Here is a 12,750-nt window from a genome sequence, read left to right on the forward strand (position 1 = left end):
TGTGATCATGATATATGGGGCGAAACGCATGGCTGTTTCGCCCCTTAATGTATATTTGTTCCTATTTTGTTTCACGTGAAACATAAAAATAGGCGTAAATTCCTATAAAGACGCAACCCCTTAAGACCAAGAGAGTGCCAATGTCGACCGCCCTTGAACTTGCACAATCCCTGATCCGCTGCCCGTCGGTTACTCCCGCCGATGAAGGCGCGCTTGATGTGTTGCAAAAGGCGCTGGAGGCACGGGGATTTAAGTGCACGCGCAAGGTCTTTGACGGTGATGGCAGTGATGCGATCGACAACCTCTATGCCCGTCTGGGGACCAAGGGGCGCAATTTCTGTTTTGCCGGCCATACCGATGTCGTTCCCGCCGGCGATGTTGCCGCCTGGACCGTCGATCCGTTCGGCGGCGAAGTCAAAGACGGCCGTCTGTTTGGCCGTGGTGCGGTGGACATGAAAACCGGCATTGCCTGCTTTGTTGGTGCGGTCGATGCGTTTCTTGCCGCCCATCCGGATTTCGATGAAAGCATCTCTTTCCTGATCACCGGCGACGAAGAGGCTGACGCGATCAACGGCACGGTCAAACTGGTCGAATGGTGCGATCAGCAGGGCGAAAAGTTCGATTGCTGCATCGTCGGCGAACCGACCAACCCGAAATATCTGGGCGAGATGATGAAGGTTGGCCGCCGTGGCTCCATCACCGGTTGGCTGACGGTTTATGGCGCACAGGGCCATGTCGCCTATCCGCATCTGGCCGACAACCCGGTCCCGCGCATGATCAAGACTTTGGATGTGCTTAATTCCCGCGCGCTTGATCAGGGTACCGATCATTTCCAGCCCAGCAACCTTGAAATCACCACGGTTGATGCCGGAAATACCGCGACCAATGTGGTTCCGGCCAAGGTCAGTGCGGCGTTCAACATCCGTTTTAATGATCAGCACACAGGCAGCGATCTTAAAAAATGGATCGAGGATGTCTGTGCCGAGCATGCCGGTGCGCACGATCTTAAGGTCAAAATTTCTGGCGAGGCGTTCCTGTCCAATCCGGGCAAGCTCGCCAACCTGATCGCCGATGCCTCGGAGAAAGTCACCGGCAAGCGGCCTGAAATGAGCACGACGGGCGGCACATCCGATGCGCGCTTCATTCAGAAATATACCGAAGTTGCCGAATTCGGTCTGGTCGGACAAAGCATGCACAAGGTCGATGAACACGCCATGGTCGATGACATCGAAAACCTTGTGAAAATATATGCCGAAATCCTGTCGGGCTTTTACAACTGATCAGGCGGTTTTCTGACCAGCCTTCGCGCTTAGGTGATCTCGCGATTGCAGGATCGTCTTACGCGTGGAAGTCAGGATATCGTCGGCCGTCTCATCATCGACAGCACGGCTCAGCACCACCGCCCCGACCAGCATCGCCAGCATCGATGTGGCTTCGGTGCGATAACCATCAGGAACATCTGGCAGCACGGACTTACCATCGACCGGGACGGGCTTGTCCATGCCCGGAACACCGTCTTCCTTTGCCAGTTTCCAGGCAAGTTTACCCGATGCCTGATCAATCAGCTTTGAAAACGCTGCACGCGCCTGATCGCCAGAGCGTGAGACTTCGGACGACAGGGTTGGCAGCGCACATCCAAGTTCGGGGTTATCAATATGCACCCGTGACAGATAGAGTTCGGCAAAGGATGTCACCCAGTCGCTTCCGGACAGCTCGGCCTTGCGCAATTTTGCCAGCACGGGCGATGACAAAAGCGACATGCCGTTTTCAACACAGGCGACAAACAGGGCTTCCTTGTTCTTGAAGTGGGCATAAAACCCGCCACGCGTCAGCCCGGCCGCTGCCATGACCTGATCAATCGTGACATTTTCAAATCCGTGCTTTTTAAACAGCGCACTTGCCGCATTAACGATGCGAATGCGGGTTTTGGGCTTGTGCGTCGGCGCATAGGGCATTTCGAACTCCAGCAGGTAATCAGCACGTCATCGGATGTTTGGATCGGGCGACAGATCGACCATGACACATTCTGATAATATGTTCTTGAACATATTATGGGGGACGTAATTCTGTCTGCAAGTTCACCGAACAAAAGGGTCTTGCCATGTCGGATGTCACAATTATCGGAATGCCGCGCAGCAACCTGACACGCACGGTTCGCATTGCCTGTCTGGAAAAGGAAATACCGTTCGCGTTCAGCAGCCGGAATGTCCAGCCACCCGGCCATCCACCAACACCGGAACTGTTGCGCAACAACCCGTTTGGCAAGGTGCCGGTCCTGAAACACGGGCCGTTCGTGCTTTATGAAACCGCCGCCATTTGCCGCTATATTGATGATAATTTCCCCGGGCCGTTATTGCGCCCGGTGCATGCCGAAAAAGTGGCCCGGATGAACCAGTGGATCAGTGTCGCCATAACCCGGCTTGATCCGGACATCATCCGTAATTTCGTTATTCCGATATTTTTTGCCGATGATGTCAAACGTCGTGACCCGGAATTTACCAGCCGTATGAACGAGATGGCGGACCGCATCCGTCACGATCTTTCTGTTCTTGATGCTGCTTATGGCGATGGCTGGGTTTGTGGCGACCGTTTCACCATTCCCGACATGATGATCATGCCGATGATGCATTATCTGAACGCGATGCCGGGCGGCCCTGAAATGTTGGCAAACGCGCCCAATGTCGCCGATGCCTTTGCGCGTTTCAAGGCGCGAAGTTCTGCGGCCCAGACCGATCCGCTTTTGCCAGAAAAGCTTTTGAAATCAGCCTGACGAGTGTACCGCCACCCTGACGTTTCTCCCGTCAGGGTATTCAGCCACCACGGATGGGAACAACTTTCCCCGCCTCCCCCTAGCCTTGGGTGACGTTCCTGTTTGTGGTGGCTGCTTTTTGGTGCCCTTTAAGGCGTCCAGGTGATCGGCACATAGCCCGGAACCGCCGTCATCCGGTCAAGCCAGGCGCGAATGCCGGGATAGGGTGCCAGACTGATTTTGCCAAGTTCGGCCCGGTGCGTGTAGGCATAAAGCGAAATATCGGCAATGGTAAGCGCATCGCCCACCAGCCAGTTATGACCTGAAAGACGCTTTTCCATCAGATCAAGCGCACGCTTCGCCCCTGCCTGTTTCATCGGTCCAAGAATATCGGCATGTTCCGGCAGGCCCTTGATCGCATACCAGGAAATCAGAACAGCGACGTTCGGTTCATGGTCATATTGTTCAAAGAACAGCCAGCTCATCATATCGGCCCGGTCATAGGCATCCTCTGGGATGAAATTGGTGCCTTCGGCCAGATAGATCAGAATGGCGTTGCTTTCGGCAAGGCTCCTGCCGTCATCCAGCACAAGTGCGGGGATCTTGCCGTTCGGGTTGACCTTTTCAAGGTATTCGGGCGTGTGGGTTTCGCCTTTCATGATGTCGCGTTCGACATATTCAAACGGTTGACCCAGCATCGAAAGCAGCAAACGGACTTTATAGCCGTTACCCGACATCAAATAGTCGTTCAAAATCATTGTAGTCATCCTTTGGCACATGCGTTTCACGCATTCAAAACAGCATTGGCCGGCCGGGTTTGATATTTGCCGCTGGATCGTAATCGGACAATCGAATAGTTTTGACCCTATTGTTCAAAATTCCTGATCAATTTTTCTGATCAAAGGAGAAGCCATGGATTCCGATCTGCTTCGAAGCTTTGTTGCCTTTGCCGAATGCGGCAGCTTCAACCGTGCTGCCGACCGTATCGGGCGCACGCCATCGGCCTTTTCCATGCAGATGAAGCGGCTTGAAGAACTGGTCGACAACAAGCTGTTTGAGCGCGACGGACGCAACGTTCAACTGACCCATGAAGGCATCACCTTTGTCGGCTATGCCAGACGGATCCTGAGCCTTACGGATGAGGCGATGGGACAATTGCGTTCTCAGGAAGAAAGCCGTCCGATCCGCATCGGCTGCCCCGATGACTACGCGCAAAAGATTTTGCCAATTGTTCTGCGCGCCATAAGTGCGGTGCATCCACAGGCGCGCTTTTTTGTTTCGGTCAATCCGACGATCCTGCTGCGCCGGATGCTTGATCAGGGGGAGCTTGATCTGTCGATCATCAGCCGGTCGGAAAAAGGTGAAGAGGGATATTTCCTGCGCCATGAACTTGGGGTCTGGGTGACATCGGCAGTCCACAAGCAGCACCTTCTTGATCCGCTGCCGCTTGTTCTGCCGGCCGAAGATTGCAAGTTCCATGCATGGGCGATTGACGCCTTTTCGAAATCCAACCGGCCCTTCACGCTTTATGCGACATCCCGGCAGGCGGCCTCGATGCTGCATCTGGTCCGCGATGGTTTGGGTGTTGCCGCCCTTGCTGCCGCCAGTGTGACCGACGAATTCAAAATTCTTGATGCGCGGGACGGATTTCCGCCACTGCCAGCCGTCGGTGTTGCTGTCATGCTGGCCGAAGAAGCCCATCCGCTGGTCAATCGCCAGCTTGCCGGTGCGATCCAGGAATATGTCACCCGTCATCTTGATGATGACTTGACCAAACCAGTCGCAAGCTGATTGGATGCGCCCCCGCATCGTTTACCTGTCACCAGCCCGGATAAGATCACCCGCATGACCGCCAAGTCCCGCCTGAATATCTGCACGACCTGCACGTCCTCAATCGCCAGCGCACCAAGTGATCCGCGTGATGGTCAGACGCTTTTTGAGCGCATTCAGGAAGTCTGTGCCACGCGCGATCTGCCGTTTGAGGTTAGACCGGTTGAATGCCTGACCAATTGCAAGTCTGGCTGTTCGGTCGCGCTGAACGGATCGGGCAAGTGGGGATATGTTTATGGCAATGTTGATCCCGACAGCATGGTCGAGGATCTCTGTGAGCTGGCGTCAAAATATGCCGAAAGTGAAAAGGGCATTGTTGCCTGGCGCGAACGCCCAGATGCCCTACGCCGCAATGTTATTGCCCGCATCCCACCGATCGACTAGCAAATCCGGTCTGGGCCTAGCCAGACAAACCGATGTGAAGTTGCTGCCACAGGCGTTCGACCTCGCCAGTGGATTGCAGTTTCGCAATCAATTGGTTGAACCGTTCAAGCGGGATTGACGATCCGGCTGACAGCACCGCCACCAGATCATGGACGGCATCGGGTTGATCAGAAATCACAAGGCTTTCGCGCAAGGACGGATAATCAACAAACCGGGCGGCCAGAAAGCCCGCCGAGACGATACCAATCGGTGCTTCCCCGGCCAGAAGTCCGTCAAGGACCTCTTGCTCGTTATAGCGCAGCAAAACATCAAAGTTCTGGCGCAGATATTCCGGATCCGCGTTGAAATCGGCAAATCCGTAATGGAACCCCAAGACGCACAGGATCGGATAATTGGTCACATCTGACAAAAGTGCGTCGGTGTTATCCGGCCCGGCAAGCGTCAGATAAAGGTCCTTTTCCTGAACAATGGATTTGGAGAACTGAACATCCAGATTCCGCCATTCCCATTGCGCACTTTCCAGCAGAACAAGGTCCACCTCGCCACTGGTGACGGCCTGATAGCGCCGACGCGATGAGGTTTCGGCAAGTTCAAACACATATTCGTCCTGCAAATCATTCAGAAGTCTGATCAGGTGCAGAACCATGCCCCGTGGCTTGCCATCATCATAGAAATAGACCACGCCATATTCATACGCACCGACCTTGACGGGGATCCGTTCATGGGCCTTTGCGGCCGTTACTGCGAACAAAGTCGCAAGCAAACAGACAGCAACGCCGGTTACAACCAAATCGCGTAGAAAACGTATCGCTACCAAAGCTTTTCCCTGAATACCGATCATCACACAGTACAGCGATGCCGTATCACCAGGATGGTGACAAAGGCCTCTTTGTCTCTATATGTGGCCCGCGCACCAGTTTTCCAGAAGGAAGCGTGCGATAGATATCGGACGCGGCAGGTTGATACCTTTTTCGGGCAGGTTTGGCACATCGTCGCGATGCACCCACATCGCAAACTCGATTTCTTCGTTATCGGGCAGAAGGTCGGTTGTTTCGGCCTCGGCGACAAAGCCAAGCATCAAAGAACCCGGAAACGGCCATGGCTGGGATGCGACATATTGCGGGCGTTTGATCCGGACACCGACTTCTTCGAACACTTCGCGCGCGACGGCCTGTTCAAGGGTTTCGCCCGGTTCAACGAAACCGGCCAGAACCGACACCATGCCGGGCAGGAATTGCGGGGATCTTGCCAGCAACACATGATCCTGATGATGGATCAACATGATCACCGCCGGATCGGTGCGCGGGAAATGCGATTTGCCGCAGTTCGGGTTGCTGCATTGCAGACGATATCCCGCCTCTGCCACCAAATTCGGATGACCGCACGCCCCACAAAACTGATGCCCCTGATGCCAGTTGAAAATCGCGCGCGCCTGTGCGGCAAGGGCCGCCTCATCCACCGAAAGATTGGCCATGCGGGTGCGCATGTCACCAAAACCACCGCCGAGTTTGCGGATGGCCTCGTCACGATCCGTCACCACCGCAGCAATATCGACCGCAATCACCGGTCCGCTTTCATCGCGGCCAAGATAAATCCACTGCCCAAGATGAAGATCAACATCCAGATGCGGCACGGCCGGGGCACCCAGCACCACCAGTTCGTGGGCGTCCATGTCCTCGGGCCAGGCAAAAAGCGGATCACCGGCATGGCAAATCAGGATGCGCAGCGACTCCTCGGCCAACAGAACCTGTTGCCAGTCTTCGCGTTTGCGCAAAACCGCATCGCGATCAAGATCAACGGATTCATAAAACAGCCTGTGCATGGTGGTCACTTTCTTGAAATTCTGATGCGGAAAATATCGGGCAAACCCATGGGATCGCCGACATTTCCTGTGGTGACGGAGCATGACATTAACGTGGGTGAGGATCGGTCAAAAGCCACGATTGCTTGATAACAGAAAAAATCCCAGCCAACCCTTGCGTTTTATGGACGCTTGCGCGATATAGGGGGCGAGAGGCTGGCAGTGGACGGACCGCTCGCCAACCCGGTCAGGACCGGAAGGTAGCAGCCGTAACGAGTTTTTCCGGGTCGCTGTTCAGTCTCTCACCCTTCAAACCCTCCCATTGAAATTGCTGATATTTGCTTTGCCCCTGACATTGATGGGCAGATGGTTTTTTGCATGGGAACTTTCCCAAGTTTGTGTGGGAAATTTCCCACTTGGCCTTTCCCATAGGGCTTCGAAGCTGCTAAAACCGAATGAGAATTAAAACAGTCCGGACCGGATGAATGAGCGAGCAGATCGAGACCGCCAGCGAAACGGCACCAGAAGGTGACACGGTGACAGACAGTAACGTCGCGGACACAACCGCGCCCGTCACCACGGCCGAGCCAGAAAGCAAAAGCGAGTATCAGGTTCTTGCGCGGAAATACCGCCCGAAATCCTTTGACGAACTGATCGGCCATGGGCCGATGGTCAAGACGCTGTCAAACGCGCTTGAAAGTGGCCGGCTTGCACATGCTTTCATCCTGACCGGTGTGCGCGGTATTGGTAAAACCACGACGGCGCGTATCATTGCGCGTGCGTTGAACTGCATTGGCGCGGATGGCAAGGGCGGTGCAACGATCGAGCCGTGCGGTGTGTGTGAACATTGCCGTGCGATTGCCGAAGACCGCCATGTTGACGTTCTGGAAATGGATGCCGCGTCGCGTACCGGCGTTGATGACATTCGCGAACTGATCGAGGGTGTTCGTTATCGCCCGACATCGGCACGCTACAAGATCTACATCATCGACGAAGTGCACATGCTTTCGAAAAGTGCGTTTAACGCGCTTCTCAAAACGCTTGAAGAACCGCCAGAGCATGTAAAATTCATCTTTGCCACCACCGAAATCCGCAAGATCCCGATCACGGTTTTATCGCGTTGTCAGCGGTTCGATTTGCGCCGTGTGCAGACCGATGAACTGGCCGCGCACTATAGCCGCATCGCCGGGCTTGAAAATGCCGAGATCGAAGAAGAAGCCGTCACCCTGATCGCACGTGCCGCCGACGGATCCGTCCGTGATGGCATGAGCCTGCTCGATCAGGCGATTTCGCATGGTGCTGGCAAGGTCACCACCCAGCAGGTGCGTGACATGCTGGGTCTTTCGGACCGGTCGCGGATTTTCGATCTGTTTGATCACACCATGAAGGGCGAGATTAACGAGGCGCTGGAACTTCTTGGTGCGCAATATGCCCTTGGCGGTGATCCGCCGGTGATGTTGCAGGATATGCTCGATCTGACCCATTGGCTGACACGTGTGAAGCTGTCGCCTGATGCGGCCAATGATCCCGGCGTGTCACAGATCGAACGCGAACGCGGCAAGGAAATTGCTGCCAAGCTTGCCATGCCGCAATTGACCCGCGCCTGGCAGATGTTGCTTAAAGGCCTTGAAGAAACGCGCATTGCGCCATCACCGATTCAGGCCGCTGAAATGATCCTGATCCGTCTGGCCTATGCCGCGGAAATGCCACCGCCCGGTGATCTGATCAAGAAGCTGCGTCAGGACATGAACAATGCTGGCGGCAGCGCGCCCCAAGGTGGCGGCAATGGCGGCGGCAGTGGCGGTCCGGGACCGCGCATGCAGGTGGTCAATGGTGGCGGCGGTGCAGCCGCAGTGGCACAGCGCCGACCCGATCCGCTGGGCGAACCCGAACAGGTCGAACAGCCAGTCTATGCCAAGATGCCCGAAAGCTTCGAAGAAGTTGCCGAGTTGCTTGGTAAGGACCGGGAAACCACCGGCCTTTCGATGCAGGTCAAAAACTATATGCATCTGGTGAAGTATGAGCCGGGCCGCATTGAATTTCGCCCGGCACGCGGGGCGGGGTCGGACCTCTCGACCAAGCTGATCAAGGCGCTCAATGGCCTGACCGGTCATCGCTGGCTGGTCAGTGTGTCGGAGCGCGAAGAAGGGGCACCGACCCTAAAAGAACAGGAACTTGAAGCCCTTGAACAGCGCAAGGCAGATGCCTCGCAAGATCCGCTGGTCAGGGCCATTCTGGATGGTTTACCAAAAGCCAAAATCGTTGCCGTCCATCTGCCTCCCGGCCAGGAAAACGCCGAAGGCGAAGAGGACGAAAGCGGTTCCGTATATGACGACGCATTTTATCTCGAAGGAGACGACGAGCTATGAAGAACCTTGCAGGGATGCTGAAACAGGCCCAGCAGATGCAGTCCAAAATGCAGGAAATGCAGGAAGGACTGGTTGAACTTGAAATCGAAGGCCAGTCCGGTGCGGGCATGGTCAAGGTGATGCTGAATGGCAAAGGCGAAATGCGCGGCCTTTCGCTTGATAAAAGCATCGTTGACCCGAACGACACCGAAGTCCTCGAAGACCTGATCGTTGCCGCCTATAACGACGCCAAGGTCAAGGTCGAGGCCGCCGTTCAGGAAAAGATGAAAGACGTCACCGGCGGCATGAACCTGCCGGAAGGCTTCAAACTACCGTTCTGATCTTTCATCGGACACACGATAAATTTCGTACTTTCATTAGTACGCGGCAAAGGGTGGCATTGCGCCGCCCTTTGTTTTTGATACAAGCAATAAGTAACGATAAAACTTTACCAGCACGGGGTCATGATGACCGGACGGGAAATTGAAAATCTGATCAAGCTGCTTTCGCGTCTGCCCGGCCTTGGGCCGCGTTCGGCACGGCGTGCGGTTTTGCAGATGCTCAAAAAGCCTGAAACATTGATGATCCCGCTGGCCGACGCACTCCATGCCACGGCCGAGGTCATGACGACCTGTTCGGTTTGCGGCAATATCGATGTCACCGATCCCTGCCATGTCTGTGCCGATCAGAACCGGGGTACGGACATCATCTGTGTGGTCGAGGAAGTCCAGGATCTTTGGGCGCTTGAGCGCGGCGCATCGTTTAAGGGCAAATATCATGTGCTGGGCGGGACGTTGTCGCCGCTTGATGGTGTCGGGCCGGATGACCTTAAAATCGATCAGCTGGTCAATCGCGTGCGCGAAAATAGTGTGTCCGAGGTCATCCTTGCCACCAATGCCACGGTCGATGGCCAGACAACCGCGCATTACATCACCGAACGGCTGATCGAAACCGGCGTCAAGGTCACCCGCCTTGCCCATGGCGTGCCGGTGGGCGGTGAGCTTGATTATCTTGATGATGGCACACTGGCAGCCGCATTGAGGTCAAGAAGCTCGGTCTAAACAGCGATCATTCGGACAGAAAAAGGGCAGCCATGAGCTGCCCTTAATTATCTTCAAAATATCTGTGTCGTAATTATTCAAACCGTCTGTAGGCTGAATTACAGTATTCCACCACAACAGGATTGAATAATTCTGAGCCTTTTCAGGCGGCCTTGATCTTTTCCGCAGCAAGGCGGGTTGCCAGTTCATAGCCATAGGCACCAGCCCCGGCCATCACCGCATGGGCGACCGGGCTGATCCAGCTGGTATGGCGGAATTCCTCACGCGCGTGCGGGTTGGAAATATGCAGTTCGATGATATAGCCCTCAAAGGTCTTGAGCGCGTCATGGATCGCAACCGAGGTATGGGTATAGGCACCGGCATTGATGATCAGGGCGGCTGATTTGGTGCGGGCCTCGTGGATCATATCGATGATCGCACCTTCATGGTTGGACTGGCCAAACCGCACCGAAACGCCAAGCTCCTTGGCAAGCGTGCTGCATTTTTCCTCGATCGAGGCCAGCGTGTCATAGCCGTAAATTTCCGGCTGGCGCTGCCCCAGAAGGTTCAGGTTCGGTCCGTTGATGACTAGAATTTCCTGCACGCTCATTTCCTTGTTCCCGCCTTTATGCGCTTGGTGCCCTGTGGTTATTTCGCCGCATCGTTACGACGGTTCATGCGCGTCTGTGACGCAAGCCGGATCGGCGCATTGGCCGCCCCGAAGCCACGATACGCGCGACGCTCGACCAATTCAAAGAAGAAACGGTTGGCGAAGGTGCGCGTATAGGCCTGATAATATTCACCTTCATCATCACGATCATAGAGAATATTACGTGCGCGCAAACGATCAAGCAGTTCCGGCTCCAACCCAAACCGTGCTTCGATATCGTCATAATAGTTTTCCGGGATCGGCAGGATTTCAACCCCATGCGCCATGCAGTAATCAACCGAGGCAAAGATATCGTCGCTGGCGAATGCCAGATGCTGCACACCGCTGCCAAAGAATTCATTGAGGAACTGGGAATGCTGGGTATGCGGGCTTTGCGAGCCATTGAGGATCAAACGCACCGCATCACTTTGCACCACCTGACTTTGCACAAGCCCGCCCGGATCCGGGATATCAAGGGTCGGCATTTTGCCCAGATCAAAGATCGAGGTGAAATACAAAAGCCAGGTCAGCATTTCCTCATACTGCATCGAGTATGAAACATGATCGACCTTGCGAAGTTTGGCCTTTCTGGCGTCTGCATCCGCGCCCTTTTCGGGTTCGAACTCGACATCCCAGATACGCGAAAGCTCGCTGTGATCATCAAGGAAATAAACAAGGCTGCCGCCAACACCCCGGATGGCCGGCATTTCAATCTCGCCTTCGCCAACCGCCTGACTGAAGGGGGCTGCCAGCAATGATTGCGCACGGTCCATCGTTGCCTTGGCATCATCAACCTTAAGCCCGACCGCACAGACCGACGGGCCATGCACGATGTTATAGGAATGCGCAAAGCCATCCTTGTCGCAATTGATCACAAGGTTGATGTCACCCTGTTTCCACCAGGTCACCGCCTTGGTCTTATGGCTGCCGCGCTTTTCAAAGCCAAGGGCTGCGAACAGTGTCGCAAGCTTTTCGGCGTTTTCTTCCTCGACCGCAAACTCGACAAAGCCGACTTCCTTGGCATGCGCCTTGGGCGGCAGGGCGGTTCCCTTTTCACCGACCTGAACGCCTTCGATGCCGTCGCCGAGATAGATCAGGGAACGCAAACCATCCTTGGCCACGTTCTTGGTCGAGCTTGAGCGGAACTGATCGTTGAAAATCTCAAGCGACAGCGGCCCGTCATAGCCGGTCATAGCAAGGTTGCGCATGAATTCACCGAGCGGAAAGTCCCCCTGCCCCGGGAAGCAGCGGAAATGGCGGCTCCAGGAAAGCGCATCCATTTCAAGGATCGGCGCATCGGCCACCTGCACGAGGAAAATCTTGTCGCCCGGGATCGATGAAATCGCATCCAACGGCACCTTGCGCGCCATGATGTGGAAGGTATCAAGCACCAGACCGACATTCGGGTGATTGGCACGGCGCACCACTTCCCAGCTATCGCGATAGTCGCTGATATGCTTGCCCCATGAAAGGGCCTCGAACGCGACACGCAAGCCGCGTTTGGCGGCACGATCACCAAGCTCTGCCAGATCCTTGGCGGCGCGATCAAGCCCACCCAATGATTGCGGGGAGACGTTCGAACAGACCATCAAAAGGTCGGTGCCGAGTTCTTCCATCAGGTCAAACTTGCGCTCGGCGCGCTCGAACGCGCGGGTGCGTTGGGGTTCGGGCATGCCTTCGAAATCGCGGAACGGCTGGAAGGTGACCAGTTTCAGACCCAGATCACGGATCGTTTTGCCAACATCTTCTGGCGATCCGTCAAAGGACAGAAGGTCATTTTCAAAAATCTCGACCCCGTCAAAGCCGGCAGCGGCAATGGCATCGAGTTTTTCCTGAAGATCGCCTGACAGTGAAACTGTGGCAATTGAGGTCAGCATTTTATCCCTCCGGGATGCATGTGGGGCACCGGCACATTCACAGAAGGATGCTGCAATCGCGGGGCCTGCCCC

At 55.2% G+C, this 12,750-nt stretch carries 13 protein-coding genes and 1 other RNA gene; 8 read left to right on the forward strand and 6 right to left on the reverse strand.

The features are described 5' to 3' along the window. Positions 1 to 140: 140 nt before the first annotated feature. Positions 141 to 1,280 carry a succinyl-diaminopimelate desuccinylase gene (gene dapE, locus AUQ41_RS00255; RefSeq protein ID WP_063085736.1) on the forward strand — a complete coding sequence of 380 codons (1,140 nt, stop codon included), beginning with the start codon at positions 141 to 143 and terminating at the stop codon, positions 1,278 to 1,280. Here dapE and AUQ41_RS00260 read toward each other — a convergent pair whose 3' ends face one another. Next, positions 1,281 to 1,955, reverse strand: coding sequence for a TetR/AcrR family transcriptional regulator (locus tag AUQ41_RS00260; protein WP_063085739.1), 675 nt, complete (start codon positions 1,953 to 1,955; stop codon positions 1,281 to 1,283). It lies immediately after the preceding gene. A gap of 146 nt (positions 1,956 to 2,101) precedes the next feature. Here AUQ41_RS00260 and AUQ41_RS00265 point away from each other — a divergent pair, with 146 nt between their 5' ends. Then, a complete protein-coding gene (locus AUQ41_RS00265) occupies positions 2,102 to 2,770 on the forward strand; it encodes a glutathione S-transferase family protein (RefSeq protein WP_063085742.1) in 669 nt (222 codons plus the stop codon). A gap of 128 nt (positions 2,771 to 2,898) precedes the next feature. Here the strand turns inward: AUQ41_RS00265 and AUQ41_RS00270 are convergent, their stop codons facing one another. Further along, positions 2,899 to 3,507 (reverse strand): glutathione S-transferase family protein, encoded by a 609-nt coding sequence (locus AUQ41_RS00270; protein ID WP_083952888.1) that lies wholly within the window; start codon positions 3,505 to 3,507, stop codon positions 2,899 to 2,901. Between the two features lie 154 nt (positions 3,508 to 3,661). Here AUQ41_RS00270 and AUQ41_RS00275 point away from each other — a divergent pair, with 154 nt between their 5' ends. Together AUQ41_RS00275 and AUQ41_RS00280 are read left to right on the forward strand one after the other, a co-directional pair. Further along, complete coding sequence (locus AUQ41_RS00275) at positions 3,662 to 4,540, forward strand: LysR family transcriptional regulator (RefSeq protein ID WP_063085749.1); 879 nt, start codon at positions 3,662 to 3,664, stop codon at positions 4,538 to 4,540. A 54-nt stretch (positions 4,541 to 4,594) separates the two neighbouring features. Beyond that, positions 4,595 to 4,963 (forward strand): DUF1636 domain-containing protein, encoded by a 369-nt coding sequence (locus AUQ41_RS00280; RefSeq protein ID WP_063085752.1) that lies wholly within the window; start codon positions 4,595 to 4,597, stop codon positions 4,961 to 4,963. Positions 4,964 to 4,979: 16 nt separating this feature from the next. Here AUQ41_RS00280 and AUQ41_RS00285 read toward each other — a convergent pair whose 3' ends face one another. After that, positions 4,980 to 5,726 carry a transporter substrate-binding domain-containing protein gene (locus AUQ41_RS00285; RefSeq protein WP_168173432.1) on the reverse strand — a complete coding sequence of 249 codons (747 nt, stop codon included), beginning with the start codon at positions 5,724 to 5,726 and terminating at the stop codon, positions 4,980 to 4,982. 132 nt (positions 5,727 to 5,858) lie between these two features. After that, a complete protein-coding gene (nudC, locus tag AUQ41_RS00290) occupies positions 5,859 to 6,785 on the reverse strand; it encodes an NAD(+) diphosphatase (protein WP_063085757.1) in 927 nt (308 codons plus the stop codon). A gap of 190 nt (positions 6,786 to 6,975) precedes the next feature. Between nudC and ffs the strand changes: the two genes are divergently transcribed. From ffs to recR, 4 genes are all read left to right on the forward strand, one after another. Further along, positions 6,976 to 7,070: signal recognition particle sRNA small type (ffs, locus tag AUQ41_RS00295), an RNA gene on the forward strand. Positions 7,071 to 7,249: 179 nt separating this feature from the next. Continuing rightward, positions 7,250 to 9,133 carry a DNA polymerase III subunit gamma/tau gene (locus tag AUQ41_RS00300; RefSeq protein ID WP_063085760.1) on the forward strand — a complete coding sequence of 628 codons (1,884 nt, stop codon included), beginning with the start codon at positions 7,250 to 7,252 and terminating at the stop codon, positions 9,131 to 9,133. Then, positions 9,130 to 9,453 (forward strand): YbaB/EbfC family nucleoid-associated protein, encoded by a 324-nt coding sequence (locus AUQ41_RS00305; RefSeq protein WP_008889081.1) that lies wholly within the window; start codon positions 9,130 to 9,132, stop codon positions 9,451 to 9,453. The genes AUQ41_RS00300 and AUQ41_RS00305 overlap by 4 nt, the downstream gene beginning before the upstream one ends. A 126-nt stretch (positions 9,454 to 9,579) precedes the next feature. Next, the gene (gene recR, locus AUQ41_RS00310) at positions 9,580 to 10,173 is read left to right on the forward strand and encodes a recombination mediator RecR (protein WP_063086810.1); all 594 of its coding nucleotides are present in this window, start codon (positions 9,580 to 9,582) and stop codon (positions 10,171 to 10,173) included. 142 nt (positions 10,174 to 10,315) lie between these two features. Here recR and aroQ read toward each other — a convergent pair whose 3' ends face one another. Continuing rightward, complete coding sequence (gene aroQ / locus AUQ41_RS00315) at positions 10,316 to 10,762, reverse strand: type II 3-dehydroquinate dehydratase (RefSeq protein ID WP_063085763.1); 447 nt, start codon at positions 10,760 to 10,762, stop codon at positions 10,316 to 10,318. A gap of 38 nt (positions 10,763 to 10,800) precedes the next feature. Next, positions 10,801 to 12,678, reverse strand: coding sequence for a bifunctional sugar phosphate isomerase/epimerase/4-hydroxyphenylpyruvate dioxygenase family protein (locus AUQ41_RS00320; protein WP_063085765.1), 1,878 nt, complete (start codon positions 12,676 to 12,678; stop codon positions 10,801 to 10,803). Between the last annotated feature and the right edge of the window lie 72 nt (positions 12,679 to 12,750).

Source organism: Thalassospira sp. MCCC 1A02898 (genome assembly GCF_001618185.1).
Taxonomy (GTDB): Bacteria; Pseudomonadota; Alphaproteobacteria; order Rhodospirillales; family Thalassospiraceae; genus Thalassospira; species Thalassospira tepidiphila.